We start from the raw sequence: 17,424 nt of genomic DNA on the forward strand, positions 1-17,424 counted from the left end.
CGCCGGCTCAGCGGGCGGGCGGGGTCCAGGCCGATTCGGCTGCCTGCGCGGTGGGGTGGGTGGGGAAGACCTGTTCCAGACCCACGATGCGGAAGATCCGGCTGACGCGTTCGGGTACGGCGGCCAGAGCGACGGCCGCGTCGGCTGCCAGGGCGTGGTTGCGGGCGGCGAGCAGGACGGTGATGCCGGTGGAGTCGCAGAAGGTGAGCCGGGCGAGGTCGATGACGAGTTGCTGGCCCGGGCGCAGGACGAGGCCGGGCAGCAGGGCGCGTACCTCCGGGGCGGTGTGATGGTCCAGGGCCCCCGTCAGTTCGACGACCGGACCGGCGGGCGTGGTGCGGGTGTGGACGGTCAGCGCATGGGTCACGTCGGCTCTTCACTGGCGGATCGGGGCACGTTGAGCGCCAGGACGGCGGTGTCGTCGTCCACGCCGGTGCCGAGGGTGTCGAGCAGGTCCCGGATCGCGGCCACGGCGTCGCGGGCGGTGGTGGGGGCCAGCGCCTGGGCGAACTTCAGGAGGGCTTCGTCGCCGTAGCGGTCACCGGTGCTCGCGGAGTGGGCTTCGGTGAGGCCGTCGGTGTGCAGGAGCAGCGTGTCGCCGGGGCCGAGGCGGACGGTGGTGGTGGCGATGTGGGCGTCGGGCAGGACGCCGATGAGCTGGCCGCCGGGGGTGGGCAGGTGGTCGGCGTGGCCGTCTGCGCGCATCACCAGGGCCGGCGGGTGGCCGCCGCTGGCCAGGGTGGCGCGGAAGCCGCCCGCGTCGCCGTCGGGGGTGAGCAGGCCGAAGATGACGGTGCAGAACCGCGGGTCGTGGCCGTTGTACTCGTGGTTCAACACCGTGTTGAGGTTGGCGAGGACGCCGGCCGGATCCGGGTCGTAGACGGCGGCGGCGCGCAGCGTGTAGCGGGCCAGGGAGGTGACGGCCGCGGCGGCCGCGCCTTTGCCGCACACGTCGCCCAGGAAGAACCCCCAGGTGCCGGCGGTCAGGGGGAACAGGTCGTAGAAGTCGCCGCCGACCTCGTCGACGGAGGCGACGTGGTAGTGCGCGGCGACGTCCAGGCCGGGCACGTCGGCCAGGGCGGGCGGCAGGAGCGTCTTCTGGAGCGTGGCGTTGAGGCGTTGCAGGCGTTCGCGTTCCCGCTCCGATTCCCGGCGGGCGCGCAGCAGCTCGCTCTCGTAGGCCCGGCGGTCGCGGGCGTCGAAGACGGTGGTGCGGATCAGCAGCGGCTGGCCGTCGCTGCCCGTGCGGACCCTGGAGGTCACGAGGACGGGCAGTCGGCTGCCGTCGGCGGCCTTCAGTTCGAGGGCGATGCCGCTGATCTCGCCCTGCATGCGCAGCAGCGGTGCGAAGTGGGTCTCGTGGTAGAGGCGGCCGCCGACGGTGAGCAGGTCGGAGAAGCTCCGGCGGCCGACCAGGTCGCCGCGTTCGTATCCGAGCCAGTCCAGCAGGGTCGTGTTGACCTTCGCGATCCTGCCGTCGAGGAGGGTGGAGAGGTAGCCGCACGGCGCGTGCTCGTACAGGTCCTCCGCGCTGTCCTCCAGCAGTGCCGAGAACGTCGCCTGATCGTCACCGGGCTGCCCGGCCGGGGTGGATCTGTCGCTGTCCCCGTTGTCGTCGGTCTCGCACATCATCGGCCTGCTCCGGCGAAGGCGGCGATCGCGGCAGCCGTCTCCTCCGGGGCGGCGAGCTGAGGGCAGTGCCCGGTCGCGTTCAGGGTGATCAGCCGGCTGCCGGGGATCTGCGACTGTACGAAGGCGCCCACCTCGGGCGGTGCGATCGCGTCGCTGGAGCACTGCGCGACCAGGACGGGAACGGTCACCTTCGCGAGGTCCTGGCGGTTGTCGGACAGGAACGTCACCCGGGCGAAGACCCGGGCGATGTCCGGATCGGTGCGGCAGAAGCTGTTGGTCAGCTCCTCGCCCAGTTCCGGACGCTCCGGATTGCCCATGATCACCGGGGCCATGGCCCCCGACCATCCCAGGTAGTTCGCGTCCAGCGACTCGAGCAGCTCGTCGATGTCCTCGGCGCTGAACCCGCCCCGGTAGCCGGTGGCGGGATCGTCGATGAAACTCGGGGAGGGGGCGAGGAGGACCAGGCCCGCGAACGCCTCGGGCTCTCGCGCCGCGGCGAGTACGCCCATCATCGCGCTGACGGAGTGCCCGACGAACGTCACCGGGCCGAGAGCGAGCTCGCGGCAGATCTCCAGCACGTCCTCGACGTAGCCGTCCATCGTGGAGTAGCGCGCCTCGCTCCACGAAGAGAGATCGGAACGTCCCGCCCCCACGTGGTCGAAGAGCACCACAGTGAAGTCCCGCTCCAGAACCGGCACGACCAGGCGCCACATGTTCTGGTCGCACCCGAACCCGTGCGCCAGCATCACGACCGGGCCGCCGGGCCGCCCGGTCACCGTCACGTGGTTCCTGCTCCGCACATCCATGCGGCACATCCTCGCAGACAGACCCTCACGGGCCTTACCGGCGACACTTCGACGGCTCCCCCTAGCTCTGCGCCGTGGGACGTACGACGATGTCGCCCACATCGACACCGTCCGGCTGCTCGATGGCGAACGCGATGGCGCGGGCCACCGCGTCCGGCGCAAGGGCCTTCTCCATCATCTTGTCGATCTGGGCCTTCGCATCCGGCTCCATGCGTTCCGCGAAGTCCGTACGGACGGCTCCGGGCGAGACGACGGTCACGCGCAGGCTGTCGCCGGCCTCTTGGCGCAGGCCCTCGGAAATGGTGCGGACGGCGTTCTTCGTGCCGGCGTAGACCGACTGGAGCGGCACGATGCGCAGTCCGGCGGTGGACACGGTGTTGACGAAGTGTCCGAAGCCCTGCTCCCGGAAGACGGGAAGGGCTGCGGCGATGCCGTAGAGGACGCCTTTGAGGTTGACGTCGATCATCTCCTCCCAGTCCTCGACGCGCAGGTCGTCCAGGCGGGAGATCAGGCCGATCCCGGCATTGCCGACGAGGACGTCGAGCTTGCCGTACCGGTCGCGCGCCAGCTGGACGAGACCGGTCAGGTCCTCCCGTCGCGTCACGTCCGTACGGGTCCAGGCGGCTTCGCCGCCGGCCTCTTCGATGCGGGCGGCCAGCGCCTCCAGCCGCTCCGGACGACGCGCCCCGAGGACGACCTTCGCCCCGCGCTCCGCGAGCAGGAGGGCGGTCGCCTCGCCGATGCCGCCGCTCGCGCCGGTGATCGCCACGACTTTGCCTTCGATTCCCGACATGACGGGCATCCCTTCGGAAGGGGACGAGGGCAGGCCACGGGCGTGCCCTACAGTGAAAGTGGAGGTGCCGCCACTTAATCCAAGACTAAGCGGCGACGCCTCCACTTAGCAAATGAAGGAGCAGGGAGAGCCACTGATGGCCGCAGACCCAGGACGCCCGCTGAGGGCTGACGCACAGCGCAACCGGGACAGGATCCTGGCCGCCGCGGTGCGCGTGTTCACCGAGGAGGGGCTGGACGCGCACTTCGAACGCATCGCCGCGGAAGCCGGCGTGGGAACCGGCACCCTGTACCGCAACTTCCCGACCCGGGAGGCCCTGATCGAGGCGGCCTACCGCAACGAAGTGGCCCAGTTGTGCGACTGCGCCCCCGCCCTCCTGGCGGCCATGCCTCCCCACGAGGCCCTGCGCGCCTGGACGCGTCGCTTCATCGACTACGCCACGGCCAAACTCGGCATGGCCGACGCGATGCGAGCCGTCCTCGCCGCAGGGACCAACCCCTACGCCGACAGCCACAAGATGATCCAGGACGCCCTCGCCTCCCTCATGGAGGCCGGTACCGCCGCGGGCGTGATCAGGTCCGACATCAGCCCGACCGACATGTTCGCCGCCCTCGCCGGCATCGCGCTCACCTCGGCCGAGCCCGAGCAGCGGGAGCGGGCCGAGCGCCTGCTCGACCTCACCCTGGACGGACTGCGCCCACCGCCGCCCCGGCCCCCCGCGAGCTGACGGCGCCCACGGCGGCCGTCGCCCGCAACCGGGCCGGCGTTCAGGAACGTGCGGAGCTCGTCGCGAGCTTCGGCCGGGCCTCCTCCTCCACCGGCCCCGTACGGCGGTCGGGGCGGAAGCCGATGGCGAGGACCGCCGCGCCGATCAGCGCGAATCCCGCCGTCCAGAGCGCCCCCACATGCATGGCGTGGATGAACGCGGTATCGGCCGCTGTGGCGAGCCGGGTGTCGTGGGTGGCGGCCGCCACGTGCCTGGCGAGCTCGGCGGAGACCCGGGCCTGTTGCCGTACCGGATCCGGGAGGCCGGTCAGCGAGCCGTCGATCGAGCGCCGGTAGACGATGGAGGTGATCGTGCCGCCTGCCGCGATGCCCAGCACGCTGCCGGTCTGGCGCAGGGTGCTGTTGACCGCGCTGCCCGCGCCGGACCGCTCCAGCGGCAGGGAGCCCAGGACCGCGCCCGTGACGGGGGCGATCACCATGCCGATCGAGGTGCCCTGGACCAGCATGACCACCGAGTACCAGGCGATGGGCGTGCTCGTGCCGAACAGGGCCAGGGACCCCATCGCCACGGCCGCGACGGTCAGCGAGATCGAGGAGACGAGCCGGACGGACGTCCGGCGGGCCATCCGGACTGCCACCGGCGAGCCGACGACCACTCCGAGGGCCCCCGGGAGCGCCAGCAGCGAGGCGTCGAACGCCGAGTACCGGCGGGCGCCTTGCAGGTAGAAGGCGAGGTAGAAGGATCCGGCCGTCATCGTCAGGAAGACCATCATCAGGGTGATGTTCCCGGCGGCGAAGCGCCGTTGTGCCAGCAGTCGGGGATCGAAGCTGGGGTGGGCGATCCGCAGCTCCGTGACGACGAACGCCGCGATCAGCGCGATGCCCGCGGCGGTGCTGCCCCAGACGCCCGGCTGCGCGAAGGACGCGTCCTGGCCGGCCCGGATCAGGCCGTACGCGAGGATGCCCAGGCCGGCCGTCGACAGGAGCAGCCCGGCCGGATCGAGGCGGCGGACCCGGGGGCTGCGGGAGTTGGGGACGTACCGCGCGACGAAGCCGATGCCGAGGACGACGACGGGTACGTTGACGAGGAACACCGAGCCCCACCAGAACGTCGCGAGCAGCGCCCCGGCCAGGATCGGCCCCGCGGCGAGGCCGACGCCCGCGAAGGACGACAGCGTGCCGAAGGCCGCCGGCCGCTCTGCGGGCTCGAACGTCCAGCTGACCACCGCCATGGTGGCCGGGACGAGCAGGGCGGCGCCGGCGCCCATCACGGCGCGTCCGGCGATGAGTTGGCCGGGTGTCGCGGCGTAGGCGGCGAGGGCCGAGGCGGCACCGAACAGGGCCATGCCCGCCAGGAGGGTGTTGCGGTGGCCGAACCGGTCGCCGAGCGAGCCCCCGGTGAACATCAGGCCGGCGAAGGCCAGGGTGTAGGCGCCCGTGGCCCACTGGAGCTGGCCGGGTGTGGCCCCTAAGCCCCGGACGGGGTCGGACAGCGTTTCGAAGGCGGTGGACAGGATGGTGCCGTCGAGCCAGATGAGGAGCTGGGCGAAGACGAGGACGCCGAGGATGAGCCGTCGGCGGGCCGGTGGTGGCGTGGACGGCGCCGGTGGCTGTGTTGTCGGTGACGGTGGCGTGGCGGATGACATGCGTGACTGCCTTCGGATCAGGAGGGTTTCGGCGCGGCCGCAGAGTAGGATCGTCAGGTACCTGACGGTCCGCCCATCGTGGCAAACTCGTCAAGTTCCTGTCAATCACATGTTTGGAGATCGCCTCATGGGTGAGCAGAGCGAAGATCTGGTACTCAGCTTCCTGGTCCGCCACACCTGGCTCAGCATGCGGGCGGCGATCGGGGGCGAGTTGGAGGAGTTCGGGCTCACCGTGCCGCAGTTCGCGACCCTGATGATGGTCGGGACGTCACCGGGCATGTCGGTGGCCCAGCTGGCCCGCTCGGTCGGGAGCAGCCGCCAGGCCGCGAACGAGATGCTCGCGGCGCTGGAACGCGACGGCCTGATCACCCGCTCCCCCCACCCCACCGACCGCAGGACGCACCAGCTGCACCTGACCGACCTCGGAAGCACGCGCTACGAGGAGGCGCTGCCGGCCGTCCTGCGACGGGAGGCCTCGCTCGTGGAGGGGTTGGCCCCGGAACAGCGGGAGGCGGTCATCGCCTGGATGTCGGCCGTCTCGACCGCCTGCCATGGGCCGTTGGAGAAGTGACCATGCTGCGCGAGCGGGACTCTGACCGGCGCCGGCAGGCGCGCGAACTCCTCCTTCTCACGGCAGTCGTGACGGGCCGGGCGATGTCAGACCCGCGTGGAACACTTCGGCCATGTCCCTTGCTGATCTCACTCTCGTCCAGTGGCGGTCCTTCGAGCCGGCGACCGCGCGTCGCGTGGCCCGGGAAGCCGCCGCCCTGGTGAACGGCCGTGTCACCGACGTCCAGACCATCGAGCACCTCGGCGCCCCGCTGCACCGCGTCCGGATCGAGCGCGACGGGCAGGAGTTCGCCCTCATACCCGCGGGCCCGGTGACTCTGGGGTTCGACCTCGACGCCTGGCAGCCGACGCCCGAGCAGAGCGCCGATCACACCGAGAGCCTGGAGCAGGGCTTCGGCTGCGGCCCGGACCTGCGGGCCCACCTCGCAGAGGTGCTCAGCCCTCGCCGGAACGTCGTCCTGGCGACCGTGCTGATGGCCGTCGAGGACGAGGCCCTGACCGAAGCACCTGCTGACATGCCGGCTGCTCTCGCGGCTCGCGGCCTGCGGATGCCGAGCTCCGACGAGTGGGAGCACGCCTGTGGAGCCGGAGCGGACACCCTCTTCCGGTGGGGCAACGACTGCCCGCTCGACCGCGTCCCGTACGGGGACCGCACCGGCCCGCAGAACCAGCTGAACGGCTTCGGTCTGCGCATCGCCTACGACACCTACCGCACGGAGCTCACCAGCGATATCACCGCGGTCCACGGCGGAGACGGTGGCGAGTCGGTGTGCGGCGGGTACGGCCCGATGCTGGCGTGGCTGCCCCTGGCCACGGCCAACCGCAATCCCTCGATGGCCGAGTTCGTGTACGGGCCGGACGGAGAGGACCTCTACGAGGACTTCTCCGTCCGGCCCGTGCTCGCGTTGTGAGCACGGGACCCGTCGCTACTGCGCCGCCGTCGCGGCGGGAATGTCGACGCGGGCGGCCCTGCGGGCCGGCCAGAGCGAGGCGAGCAGCGCGCCTGCCAGGGCGATGAGCACGCCGAGTGCGAGGCGTCCCCAGGGAATGACCAACGTGTAGCCCGCGACGCTCTCCTGGAGGGTGCGCCCGAGCGCCCAGCCCAGGAACACGCCCAGGACCGTGCCGACGGTGGCACCGAGTGCGCCGACGAGCAGGGCTTCCAGGCGGATCATCCGGCTCACTCCGGTGCGGTCGAGGCCGAGGGCGCGCAGCGTGCCGATCTCCTTGCGGCGTTCGAGGACGGACATCGCGAGGGTGTTGGCGATGCCCAGCGCGGCGATCGCCAGGGCCATGCTCAGCAGGGCGTAGAAGACGTTGAGCTGCTCGCCGATGGAACCGCTGTCCTGGGCCCGGATGTCGGCCTGGTCGAGCACGGCCAGGGCGGGGTTGTCGCCCAGGGCCTGGGTGAGGCTGCCGAGCGCGGCCCGGCTGGGTCCGCCGTCCGTGGCGACGAGGATCGAGTCGGTGTGCGGGGTGGAGTCGTACCGGGCGACGAGGGAGTCGGGCGCGGTGATGCTCGGCAGCAGGTTGCTCTGCTCGTCCGCCTGGTAGATCGCTCCGATGGTGACACTGCCCTGCTTGTCCTGACGCTGCAGGGGGAGGGTCTGGCCGACGTGCCAGCCGGACTGCCTGGCCTTGAAGTCGGCCACGGCGATCTGGCCCTGGGCGAGGCGGTCGAGGGAGCCCTCGACCACGTCGTACCGCAGCAGTCGGCCGATGGTGGCGGGGTCGACGCCGGTCAGCACGGATGAGGCGCCGGCCAGCCGGTACTCGGTGGACTGGTTGAGCGGGCTGGACACCGCGCCCGGCAGCTTCTTGAGGGTCGCCGCGGTGGCCGGGGTCAGTTGCATGCCGCCCTCGGCGGGCTTCACCAGGTAGTCGGCGGTGAAGTCGTGGGTGGTCGCGCGGTCGAGGTACCGGGCTGCGGAGGCCCCGAGGACGGACAGGCCCGAGGCGAGGGTGAGGGCGATGGCGAGGGCCGCGGCGGTGGCGCCGGTGCGGCGCGGATCGCGCACGGTGTTGCGGGCGGCGAGGTTGCCGTGCACCGGGTGGAGGCGGGTCAGCAGCGGCTGGAACAGGGCCACGAACGGCCGGGACAGCAGCGGGATGAGGACGATCGCCCCGGTCAGGGCCAGGGCCGCGCCGAGGGCGATGACGGTCCGGGCGTCCTTCCCCGTGGTGAGGGCCCCGTACACCACGGCGGTGGTGCCGGTGAGCACCAGCGCGGCGCCGAGGCCGTTGCGCAGCGAGCCGGCGCGCGCGGACGCCGTGGGCTCGACGGCGCTGAGCGCGGCGACGGGCGGGATGGCCATGGCCCGGCGGATCGGAAGCCATGCGGCGACCATGGGCAGGACGGTGCCGACCAGCATGGACGTGATCACGGTGCCCGGGGTGAGGACCAGCGGGCCGGCCGGGGTGTCGGCGGGGGCGAAGAGCGTCCGGAGCAGGGCGGCGACCCCGGTGCCGACGGCGAGACCGGCCGCGGACGCGATCGCGCCGACGAGGAGGGACTCGGTCAGCAGGATGCGGCGGACCTGCTTGCGCGAGGCGCCGACGGCCCGCATCAGGGCGAGTTCCCGGGTGCGCCGGGCGACGAGCATCGTGAAGGTGTTGGAGATGAGGAAAGTGGCGACGAACAGGGCCACCGCGGCGAAACCCAGCAGGATCTGGCTCATGGTGTCGCTGTCGCTGGTGGCGAGGTTCGTCTTGATCTGGGCGAGCCGGGCGCCGGTGACCGCGCCGGCGCCCTGGGGCAGCGCCTGTTCGACGCGGTCGAGGAGCTCCTGCGGATGGGTGCCGGGGGCGGCCGTGAGTTCGACGTTGCGGTAGCGGTCGGGCCGGAGGAAGAGTCGCTGGGCGGTGGCGTTGGTGAACAGGGTCAGGCTGCCCCCGGAGGGGAGCCGCATCCCGTCGGTGCGGAAGATCCCGCTGAGGGTGTAGGCGGCGGCGCCCTGGTCCGTACCGACGCGCACGGAGTCGCCGACGCGGTAGCCGCCCTTGGCGGCGGTGGTCTCGTCGAGGGCGATCGTGTCGTTGCCGGTCGGGCCGGAACCCCGGGTGAAGCGGTAGGCGGGGTCCGTGCCGTCCGCTCCCGGGGCGAAGTTGCCGCCCTGGTGCGACGGGCCGTGACCGATCAGCCGGCCGTCACGGCCGGCTACGGCCGCGAAGCCGTCGACCCGGCCCGCGGCGCCGGCGACGCCGGGGATCTTGGTGAGCGTGGTCACGGTGCGGGCGTCGATGCCGGCCGGCCCGCTGCCGTCGGCGGGTGCGCCGTCCGGCGCGACGCTGACGGCGATGCGCTCGAAGCCGTCGGTCGCCCGGGCGGCGGAGGCACGGCTCAGGCTGTCGCCGAAGACGAGGCTGCCGGAGACGAACGTGACGCCGAGCATGACCGCGAGCGCGGTCATCAGGAGGCGGGCCTTGTGCGCGAACACGTTGCGCAGGGCGGTACGGAACATGAGGGTGCGGATCCTCGGATGCGGGCTCGGCGGATGCGAGCGGAGGGCTGGTTCGGTGCCGGTGGCGGTGCCTGTGCCGGCGTCGGTGCCGGCGTCGGCGTCGGCGTCGGCGTCGGCGTCGGCGTCGGCGTCGGCGTCGGCGTCGGCGTCGGCGTCGGCGTCGGCGTCGGCGTCGGCGTCGGCGTGCGGTGGTGGGTCAGCTGGTGCGTCGGCGGGTGTCGAAGGCCTTCATCCGGTCCAGGACCCGGTCCGGGGTGGGATGTGCCATCTCGTCGACCAGGCGGCCGTCGGCGAGGAAGACCACGCGGTCGGCGTAGCCGGCGGCGACGGGGTCGTGGGTGACCATGACCACGGTCTGGCCCAGCTCGCGCACCGAGTCGCGCAGGAAGCCGAGGACCTCGGCCCCCGCGCGGGAGTCGAGGTTGCCGGTGGGCTCGTCGCCGAAGATGATCGCGGGCCGGGAGACCAGGGCCCGGGCCACCGCGACGCGCTGCTGCTGCCCGCCGGACAGCTGGCCGGGCCGGTGGTCCAGCCGCTGGGCGAGGCCGACCATGGAGACCACGCGGTCCAGCCACTGCCGGTCGGGCCGGCGACCGGCGATGGTCAGCGGCAGCGTGATGTTCTCCAGCGCGGTCAGTGTCGGCAGCAGGTTGAACGCCTGGAAGATGAAGCCGATCCGGTCGCGGCGCAGCTGGGTCAGCTGCCGGTCGCCCAGCGTGCCGAGTTCGGTGGTGCCGATGCGCACGGAACCGGAGCTGAACGAGTCGAGCCCGGCGGCGCAGTGCATCAGCGTGGACTTGCCGCAGCCGGAGGGGCCCATGATCGCGGTGAACTCGCCCTCCCGGAAGGAGATGCTGACACCGTCCAGGGCGACGACACGGGTGTCGCCGCTGCCGTAGACCTTCGACAGGTCGGTGACGGCGGCGGCGCTCGCGGCCCCGGTCCTCGGGTGCGGCGTGAGGGCGTCAAAGGGTGCGGCGGTCACGGGGACTCCTCTTCGGGTGCGGTCTTCGGATGCGGAAGGGTGCACACCAAAAGGTGTCCGGGGGACGTATCGGGACCTCGGCCGCCGTGTATCGGTACCCGCTGGGATTCGTATCGGTTCGGTAGCGGCGGACGGGCAGGCGGCGATCGGTCGGTCAGTTCGGCAGGCGCAGAGTGGCGACGGCGCCGCCGGCCGGGGCGTTGTCCAGGCGCAGCTCGGCGCCGAGGAGCCGGGCCTGGCCCAGCGCGATGGTCAGGCCCAGGCCGTGGCCGGAGCCGCGCTCGGTCGCGCCCGTGTGGAAGCGGCGGGGGCCGTCGAGCAGCAGGTCCGCGGGGAAGCCGGGACCGTGGTCGCGCACGACGACCGTCCGACCCTCTACGGTGACCTGTACCGGGGTGCTTCCGTGCCGGTGGGCATTGAGGACGAGGTTGCTGACGATCCGTTCGAGGCGGCGCGGGTCGGTCTCCACGGTCTCAGCGGTCTCAGCCGTCTGCGCGGTCTCAGCCGTCTGCGCGGCCCCAGCGGTCTGCGCGGCAGCCTCTGCGTACGTCCCGCCGGTGACGGTGACCTGGGTGTCGAGGCCGGTGCGCGCCACGGCCTCCGAGACGACCGCCCCGAGCGGGACGCGGGCGCGGACCGGCTGTTCGGCGCCGGCGTCCAGCCGGGAGATCTCCAGCAGGTCCTCGACCAGTCCGCGCAGGTCGCGTACCCGGGCGCGGAGCAGATCCTCCGTCTCACCGGGCGGCAGCAGGTCCGCGGTGACCAGCAGACCGCCGACCGGTGTGCGCAGCTCGTGCGCCACGTCCGCGGTGAACTGGCGCTCGGTGCGCAGCCGTCGGCCGAGGCTGTCCGCCATCTGGTCGACGGTGGCTGCGATCTCGGACACCTCGTCGCGGCCCTTGGTGGGCCCGGTTCGGGCATCCAGGTCCCCGGCGGAGATCCGGCCCGCGGTCTCGGAGACCCGCCCCAGCCTGCGGCCGAGCAGCCCGGCTCCGTAGACCGCCAGGGGTGTGGCCGCGGCGAGTGCGATCAGGGAGGCCACCGCCATGGTCACGTCGAGCTGGCGTAGCCCGTGGAGGTCCGAGCTCATGTTGAACCGGAAGGCCAGCACCGGGCTGCCCGGGCCGTCGACCCGCTGGGCCGCCCAGACGCTCGGGCCGACGTTTCCCTCGACCTGCCCGTCGTAGGCGGTGTGCCGGTCGCCGTTGCCCGGGTGCCGCAGCGCGGCGGGCAGCTCGGCCGGATCGAGCTCGGCGCCGTCCGTGAGGGTTCCGGTGCGCCGGTAGGTTTCCATGGCCGAGTACAGCCTGTTCCATGCCTCGGCCTGGGCCCGGCTCCGGATGTCCTGCGCGGTCCATACGTGGACCAGTACGCCCACCGCTGCCGCGACCAGGCACGCCGTGGAGGCGGCCAGAGCGGCGATCTTCCAGCGCAGGGGTACTCGGGCCGGCCGCGGCCGGCGCAACGGGCGCACCGGTCTCAGCGCCTGAGCTTGTAGCCGAAGCCGCGGACCGTCTCGATCCGGTCCCGGCCCAGCTTGCCGCGCAGCCGCTGCACGCACAGGTCGACGACCCGGCTGTCGCCGTCCCAGCCGTAGTCCCATACGTTCCGCAGCAGGGTGTGCCGTTCCAGCACGATGCCCGGGTGGGCGGCGAACTCCAGCAGGAGCTTCAGTTCGGTCGGGGTCAGCGCCACCGGGCTTCCGGAGACGCACACCTCCAGGCCACCGGTGTCGATGGTCAGGTCCCCGAAGACCAGCAGCCCCTGCTCTGACGGTGACGGCCCGTCTCCGACGGCCGGCGCGGGTCCGGGGGTGGGCGCGTAGGTCGCCCGCCGCAGCAGCGAACGGATGCGTGCCACGAGCACGTAGGTGTCCACGGGTTTGACCACGTAGTCGTCCGCCCCGGCCTCCAGACCGGCGACGACGTCGAGGCCGTCGCCCCGGGCCGACATCATCAGAACCGGCACCAGGCTGCTCTCCCGGACCCTGCGGCACAGGCCGATCCCGTCCAGCCCGGGCAGCATGACGTCCAGAATCAGCAGGTCGAAGCTTTCGTCGCGGAAGAGCTCCAGCCCCGCGAGCCCGTCGGCCGCCGCCGTCATCCGGTAGCCGTAGCGTTCGAGGGCGACGGTGAAGGAGCGGCGCATCAGCTCGTCGTCCTCCACCAGCAGTACGCGCACGGGTCGCGGAGAGGCCGGAGGAGGCGGGGCGGACGAGGACACGGGCAGCTGGCTCCTGTTCGGACGGTCGTGAGGCACAGGTCCCCCGTCCACTCCTGCGCGGTCGGCGGCCTGAAGGGAACGATATGGCACGCACCGGGCCTGGCGACCGCACCGCACAGCGGCACGGCTCACACCCCGCACACTGCCGTCCGTGCGCGAATGCCCAGGTCAGGTCGGCATGGCGCGGCCAGGGAAGCCGCCGGGCCCAAGGCCCTCCTGCTCCCCATGACCCCCTTCGGCGTGGCCCGGCGCACCGTTTCGATGGACAACCAAGCGCTCACTGATACGTACCCGATACAACGAACCGAGCCCCTGCGCCTGTCGACCTGATCTACGGGGCGCTCTCCGTCGTCATCCGCCGCCGCCCCGCCAGATGTTGTCGAAGGCCGCGTCCTCGATCGCTCGGCGCTGCCGTACGGCCGCCAGTTCCACCAGCGCGTCGTTGACGGCGGCCAGCACGGTCGCCACGGCGTCGTCGGCCACGTCCGGTGCGTCTCCGGTCCGCTCGCCGCGGATTCCCACGGCCTCCGCGAGGCCGGCCAGGACGGGTTCGTCCGAGGCCCAGCGGTCCGCGGCCCGGCGGCGGGCGGGAGAGTCGACGACCACCTTGTCACCGGCCCGGAAGGAGATCCCGCGGCGCGGTTGCCGGGCGATGTGCCCTTCCGCCTCCAGCGCGGCCCGGTAGGTCGCGGACAGATCGCGGCCTCTGCGCCACAGCCAGTCGGAGACGGACTCGTAGGGCGCCTCCCGGACGAGCGACGCGGCCGCCTCGTCCAGGAGGCGGTCGGCCAGGGTTGGCTGGTGGCCCGGCACGATGTCCTGCCCCTCCAGCCTGACGGCCTGGGCGGCGAGGAGGTCGATCACCTCGGCCCCTGCGAGTGCGAGCGAGAGGTCGCCCTGTTCGACGGGGCGACCGGACCCCCTGTCCAGGGTGACGATCAACAAGTCCCGCGGTGTGGTCACAAAGGGCCCCTCTCGACCGTGCAGGCAGCTGGCCGGACCATTATCGATCGCTTGGCCACCTGGCGGTCGACGGCACAGCGACACGAGTGCCGGCGCGCGGATATCGAGATCGTCCAGAGGCGGGCGGTGGCGATGGCGGTGGCGTCGGCTTCCGCAGCGAATCCATCCGCATAGACGGCGGCGCCGCGCGGTCCCTGTGAGCGGTGAGGGCGGGCGGGGCCCTTGCGTGTCGATGTCGAAGCGCCCCGCCCGGGCCGTGGCCGTCAGCGGTTGTCGTGGAGTTCCTGGTGCATCTGCGGCTGGTCGTCCTCTTCGTGGGTCAGCGCGAACTTCTCGACCTCGTTGAATCCCTTCGAGGCGACGCCCAGGATGTCCTTGTAGGGGTTGACGCCCACGGTCTTCTTGGCGGCGCCGCCCAGCAGGCCGCCTCCCACGCCGCTGACCAGGCCGTGGCCTGCCGACAGGGGCCCGGCTGCCGCCCCGAGGACGCTCTTGGGCAGGCCGGCCATGTCGGCGTACTTGTCGGTGAGTGCGTGGCGGACCATCGCGATGAACGCGTCGTGCACGCCCGGCGGGTAGAACTTCCTGTAGAAGTCGACGGCCTGCTTGGTCATGAAGACGCCGTCGTCGGTCTTCTTCCACTCCTTGTCCCGCTCCTGGTTCCACATGGCCTCGACCTGGTCGGCGTCCTTGGGCAGGAGCCACTCGTCGGCGGTGCCGAGGTAGTGGCTGACGTAGTGCCAGGCGCACATGAAGCCGCGCGCGTCGTCCTTCGAGACGTCGACGCCGAGGCGCGCCATGGCCTGGAGGATCTGGGTGGAGAAGACGCAGGCGGCGCCGGTGGTGTACTTCTGCGAGACCGGCTCGCCCCACTTCGCGTAGTCCCACTCGCCGCTCTTCTTGTGCAGCTGGCGCACCGAGGCGTGGACCAGGCGGACCTTGGTGACGTTCGCGGCGAGCGTGCCGTCGCGCATGGCGTTCCGGTTGCCCATGTCGAGGAACAGGCGGGAGGACTGCGAGAGCCGGCGGCCCGGTCCCTCGACGCCGCCGAGGCGGCCGGTGGAGCGGAGGGTGAACGCGCCGGTCGGGGAGAGGTAGGTGCCGATGAGGCCGACGGTGCCCTGGAGCATGGACACCTCGCCGTGGTGGTGGGCGAAGAAGCCCTCGGCGGCCTTGACGTCGGCCTCCGACCAGTCCGGCGGCGCGGCCGCGGCCTCCTTGAGGAACTCGGCCAGCCGCGGTGGGAGCTGGGACAGGTCCTGTCCCGGCTTGAGCGTGCCGATCGTGCGGAACAGGGCGTTGACCCCGTCGATCTCCTTGTTGTCGATCAGGCCGGACACGAGTTCGTCGGCCTTCGGGTCACCGACCTTGCTCGCCGCTTCCAGTTCCGAGGCGATCGTCGCTGTCGTCAGTCCCACAGCAGGGCTCCCATCAGGGGCAGGGTTCTGCGCCGCCGCAGGTGCGCGCGTCGGCCGGCACCTGCCGGCGGCGGCCCGGCACGGACCGCCGGGCAGGGCCAGCCTGTGGCGGCCTCCGGGGCGTTGGGAACTCCCCGCGGAAAAGGGATCGTTTCCGCCTCACCCGATCAGCCCCGGGGCGGCCGGGCTCGGCATCAGGGGCCCGTGCGTGAAGCGGGCGTACGCGGCCCCGTACGAGAGAAACGTGCACGGAGGGCTGCGTACGCCGCGCCTCAGGCCAGGAGTGCGGCCGCCTGCCGGCGTGCGTGGTCCAGCCAGGCCGCGCGTTCCTCGTCGGTCGAGTCGGTGACGGTGCGGAAGACGACCCGGCGTACGTCGCCGACTCCGACGTACGGCAGGACGCAGGCCGACCAGATCTTCTGGAGGGGGTCGCCGAACTCGTTCTCCTCCCGGTCGGCGGGAGTGTCGGAGGTGTTCAGCACGAGAGCGCTGGCCGCCTTCAGGAGTCCGGCGGGTTCGCCGTCCGCGGTGCCCAGCTTGTAGGCGACGCCCGGCACCAGGACGCGCTGCACCCAGCCCGTCATGACGGCGGGCGGCATGCCCCACCAGTTCGGGTGGACGAACACCAGGGCATCCAGCGTGGCCACCTCTGTTCGGTGCAGCGCCACCCGCGCGTCGTCGGCGCGCGCCGCCGACTCGACCGTTCCCGTCTCATCGGCGGACAGCTGCGGTTCGAACTCTTCGGCGCAGAGGTCATGCGCCAACACCTCGGCTCCGCGCCCTCGCAGCTCCTCCACCACGGCGTCGAAGACCGCGTGGTTGAAGCTCCCCGGCCGCGGGTGTGCGAGATACACCCCTATACGCATCTTTCCCCCAGTCGATACGGGCACGGAAACCCTCGGCCACCGCACGTACGAGCCTGTGCGCAGCCCCGTGCCCAGCTGATCGCCATTATCCGTCAGCCCCCCTTTCTCACGGGAGCGTGTGCCGAGACCGCCACGCGGTCACTCGGCGATCGCCCGCGTGAGCATGACCACGGCAACGAAGCCGCGGTACAGGCGGATCGGGTCGCGCGCTTGCGCCGGGTGCATGCTGTCGGCGGCGAAGCGCGATACCGAGGTCTTGACCACGGCGGCGCGGATGCCGGGGCAGAACGGCTCGGTCTCCTCGGCCGTGGTCCGGTCACCCGTGATCAGCACCACCGGTACCCCGTGCCCCAGTGCGACCAGCGCGTTGATGCCGCTCTCCCCCGCCGGCAGGCCGTTGAGCCGGACGCCGGCGATGGCCTTCGGGTTGTAGGTGTGCGACAGCGTCGAAGCCTCGCCGGCCATCGACCCGTGGTAGGAGACGAAGAAGACGCCGTCGAGCGAGGCGTCGAGGCCCTGCATCATGTACAGCGGCTTGTGACGGCCCGACAGGTAGCGGGCGTTGCCGACGAGCTCGTCCGGGCGGAGGTTGGCCATCGCCGAGTGCGCGTCGTTGACGAGGAACTCGCGCGCAGCCCTTCACCCTGTCACCCCTGTTGTCGGGTTGCTCCCTGTTATCCGGGAGACCCGGGCGGGGTGCCAGAGCGCCGTTCCGGCCATACGCTCGGCCACCGTCGCGCCCGGCGGTGTTCCACGCCCAGACCGAGCGGCGCCTGTACATCGCCGAGTTGACGGTACGACTGGACACGCGCCCTCTGTCGTAACAGAATCAGTTGCGACACAGGTGGTGTCGGCAACCTCCGACGATGGAAGCTTTCATGAGCGCGAGCAGTCGTATGACCGTGGCCACGCACACGCTGACCTGGATGGCGCTGGTGTGCCCCCGGCGTCCCGACGGCATCGTGACGTCCGCCCAGATCGCCGACAGCGTCAACACCAACCCCGTCGTCATCCGCCGCACGCTCGGAAGCCTGAAGGACGCGGGCCTCGTGGTGTCGCAGCGCGGCCAGGGCGCGGGATGGAGGCTGGCTCGCGCCCCGGAGGCGATCACCCTGAAGGACATCTACCTCGCCGTCGAGTCCGGTCCGCTCATCGCACTGCACCCCGCTCCTCCGAACCAGGAGTGCCCCATCGCGCGGGGCATCCCGCCCGTCCTGCGAGAGGCGTACAGCCGCGCGGAGGAGTCGATGAAGGCCGAACTGGCAACCGTCACCCTCGCCAACGTGGCGAGAGGAACCATCGCCTGACCCCGAAAGCCAACCCCCGCTCCCTGTC

General features: G+C 71.9%; 16 protein-coding genes and 1 pseudogene. 4 read left to right on the plus strand and 13 right to left on the minus strand.

What is annotated here, in order from left to right:
• Nucleotides 1–7: 7 nt before the first annotated feature.
• From ACZ4TG_RS09210 to ACZ4TG_RS09225, 4 genes are all read right to left on the minus strand, one after another.
• Nucleotides 8–367 carry an STAS domain-containing protein gene (locus ACZ4TG_RS09210; protein ID WP_468160983.1) on the minus strand — a complete coding sequence of 120 codons (360 nt, stop codon included), beginning with the start codon at nt 365–367 and terminating at the stop codon, nt 8–10.
• Nucleotides 364–1,629 (minus strand): SpoIIE family protein phosphatase, encoded by a 1,266-nt coding sequence (locus ACZ4TG_RS09215; RefSeq protein ID WP_468161450.1) that lies wholly within the window; start codon nt 1,627–1,629, stop codon nt 364–366. Before ACZ4TG_RS09215 ends, ACZ4TG_RS09210 begins: the two co-directional genes overlap by 4 nt.
• Nucleotides 1,629–2,438 (minus strand): alpha/beta fold hydrolase, encoded by an 810-nt coding sequence (locus ACZ4TG_RS09220; protein WP_468160984.1) that lies wholly within the window; start codon nt 2,436–2,438, stop codon nt 1,629–1,631. The genes ACZ4TG_RS09215 and ACZ4TG_RS09220 overlap by 1 nt, the downstream gene beginning before the upstream one ends.
• Before the next feature lie 61 nt (nt 2,439–2,499).
• A complete protein-coding gene (locus ACZ4TG_RS09225) occupies nt 2,500–3,231 on the minus strand; it encodes an SDR family oxidoreductase (protein WP_468160985.1) in 732 nt (243 codons plus the stop codon).
• A 136-nt stretch (nt 3,232–3,367) separates the two neighbouring features.
• On the opposite strand from ACZ4TG_RS09225, the gene ACZ4TG_RS09230 reads away from it, so the two are divergent.
• Nucleotides 3,368–3,958, plus strand: a complete 591-nt coding sequence (locus ACZ4TG_RS09230) for a TetR/AcrR family transcriptional regulator (RefSeq protein ID WP_468160986.1) — start codon at nt 3,368–3,370, stop codon at nt 3,956–3,958.
• 40 nt (nt 3,959–3,998) lie between these two features.
• Here the strand turns inward: ACZ4TG_RS09230 and ACZ4TG_RS09235 are convergent, their stop codons facing one another.
• Entirely contained in the window at nt 3,999–5,603 is a 1,605-nt protein-coding gene (locus ACZ4TG_RS09235) for an MFS transporter (RefSeq protein ID WP_468160987.1), read from the minus strand.
• A 127-nt stretch (nt 5,604–5,730) separates the two neighbouring features.
• On the opposite strand from ACZ4TG_RS09235, the gene ACZ4TG_RS09240 reads away from it, so the two are divergent.
• Together ACZ4TG_RS09240 and ACZ4TG_RS09245 are read left to right on the plus strand one after the other, a co-directional pair.
• Nucleotides 5,731–6,174 (plus strand): MarR family winged helix-turn-helix transcriptional regulator, encoded by a 444-nt coding sequence (locus ACZ4TG_RS09240; protein WP_468160988.1) that lies wholly within the window; start codon nt 5,731–5,733, stop codon nt 6,172–6,174.
• Between the two features lie 112 nt (nt 6,175–6,286).
• The gene (locus ACZ4TG_RS09245) at nt 6,287–7,084 is read left to right on the plus strand and encodes a hypothetical protein (RefSeq protein WP_468160989.1); all 798 of its coding nucleotides are present in this window, start codon (nt 6,287–6,289) and stop codon (nt 7,082–7,084) included.
• Between the two features lie 15 nt (nt 7,085–7,099).
• Here the strand turns inward: ACZ4TG_RS09245 and ACZ4TG_RS09250 are convergent, their stop codons facing one another.
• From ACZ4TG_RS09250 to ACZ4TG_RS09285, 8 genes and pseudogenes are all read right to left on the minus strand, one after another.
• Nucleotides 7,100–9,634 (minus strand): ABC transporter permease, encoded by a 2,535-nt coding sequence (locus tag ACZ4TG_RS09250; protein WP_468160990.1) that lies wholly within the window; start codon nt 9,632–9,634, stop codon nt 7,100–7,102.
• Between the two features lie 196 nt (nt 9,635–9,830).
• Nucleotides 9,831–10,619 carry an ABC transporter ATP-binding protein gene (locus ACZ4TG_RS09255; RefSeq protein ID WP_468160991.1) on the minus strand — a complete coding sequence of 263 codons (789 nt, stop codon included), beginning with the start codon at nt 10,617–10,619 and terminating at the stop codon, nt 9,831–9,833.
• Between the two features lie 154 nt (nt 10,620–10,773).
• Nucleotides 10,774–12,093 carry a sensor histidine kinase gene (locus ACZ4TG_RS09260; RefSeq protein WP_468160992.1) on the minus strand — a complete coding sequence of 440 codons (1,320 nt, stop codon included), beginning with the start codon at nt 12,091–12,093 and terminating at the stop codon, nt 10,774–10,776.
• 5 nt (nt 12,094–12,098) lie between these two features.
• Nucleotides 12,099–12,800 carry a two-component system response regulator CseB gene (gene cseB / locus ACZ4TG_RS09265; protein ID WP_468160993.1) on the minus strand — a complete coding sequence of 234 codons (702 nt, stop codon included), beginning with the start codon at nt 12,798–12,800 and terminating at the stop codon, nt 12,099–12,101.
• A gap of 393 nt (nt 12,801–13,193) precedes the next feature.
• On the minus strand, nt 13,194–13,805 hold the full coding sequence (locus ACZ4TG_RS09270; RefSeq protein ID WP_468160994.1) for a GOLPH3/VPS74 family protein: 612 nt from the start codon (nt 13,803–13,805) through the stop codon (nt 13,194–13,196).
• Between the two features lie 263 nt (nt 13,806–14,068).
• On the minus strand, nt 14,069–15,223 hold the full coding sequence (locus ACZ4TG_RS09275) for an oxygenase MpaB family protein (RefSeq protein WP_468160995.1): 1,155 nt from the start codon (nt 15,221–15,223) through the stop codon (nt 14,069–14,071).
• Between the two features lie 272 nt (nt 15,224–15,495).
• Nucleotides 15,496–16,077 carry an NAD(P)H-dependent oxidoreductase gene (locus ACZ4TG_RS09280; RefSeq protein WP_468160996.1) on the minus strand — a complete coding sequence of 194 codons (582 nt, stop codon included), beginning with the start codon at nt 16,075–16,077 and terminating at the stop codon, nt 15,496–15,498.
• A gap of 150 nt (nt 16,078–16,227) precedes the next feature.
• Nucleotides 16,228–16,710: pseudogene (locus ACZ4TG_RS09285) on the minus strand (M55 family metallopeptidase); the annotation flags it as partial.
• 257 nt (nt 16,711–16,967) lie between these two features.
• Between ACZ4TG_RS09285 and ACZ4TG_RS09290 the strand changes: the two are divergent.
• The gene (locus tag ACZ4TG_RS09290; RefSeq protein ID WP_468160997.1) at nt 16,968–17,396 is read left to right on the plus strand and encodes an Rrf2 family transcriptional regulator; all 429 of its coding nucleotides are present in this window, start codon (nt 16,968–16,970) and stop codon (nt 17,394–17,396) included.
• Nucleotides 17,397–17,424 lie beyond the last annotated feature (28 nt).

Source organism: Streptomyces sp. NPDC028314, assembly GCF_055565795.1.

What these genes read in the sequence shown, in the direction of transcription:
- ACZ4TG_RS09215 (WP_468161450.1), bottom strand. Translation starts at nt 1,629, where the DNA reads ATGTGCGAGACCGACGACAACGGGGACAGCGACAGATCCACCCCGGCC.
- ACZ4TG_RS09220 (WP_468160984.1), bottom strand. Translation starts at nt 2,438, where the DNA reads ATGGATGTGCGGAGCAGGAACCACGTGACGGTGACCGGGCGGCCCGGC.
- ACZ4TG_RS09225 (WP_468160985.1), bottom strand. Translation starts at nt 3,231, where the DNA reads ATGTCGGGAATCGAAGGCAAAGTCGTGGCGATCACCGGCGCGAGCGGC.
- ACZ4TG_RS09230 (WP_468160986.1), top strand. Translation starts at nt 3,368, where the DNA reads ATGGCCGCAGACCCAGGACGCCCGCTGAGGGCTGACGCACAGCGCAAC.
- ACZ4TG_RS09235 (WP_468160987.1), bottom strand. Translation starts at nt 5,603, where the DNA reads ATGTCATCCGCCACGCCACCGTCACCGACAACACAGCCACCGGCGCCG.
- ACZ4TG_RS09240 (WP_468160988.1), top strand. Translation starts at nt 5,731, where the DNA reads ATGGGTGAGCAGAGCGAAGATCTGGTACTCAGCTTCCTGGTCCGCCAC.
- ACZ4TG_RS09245 (WP_468160989.1), top strand. Translation starts at nt 6,287, where the DNA reads ATGTCCCTTGCTGATCTCACTCTCGTCCAGTGGCGGTCCTTCGAGCCG.
- ACZ4TG_RS09250 (WP_468160990.1), bottom strand. Translation starts at nt 9,634, where the DNA reads ATGTTCCGTACCGCCCTGCGCAACGTGTTCGCGCACAAGGCCCGCCTC.
- ACZ4TG_RS09290 (WP_468160997.1), top strand. Translation starts at nt 16,968, where the DNA reads ATGAGCGCGAGCAGTCGTATGACCGTGGCCACGCACACGCTGACCTGG.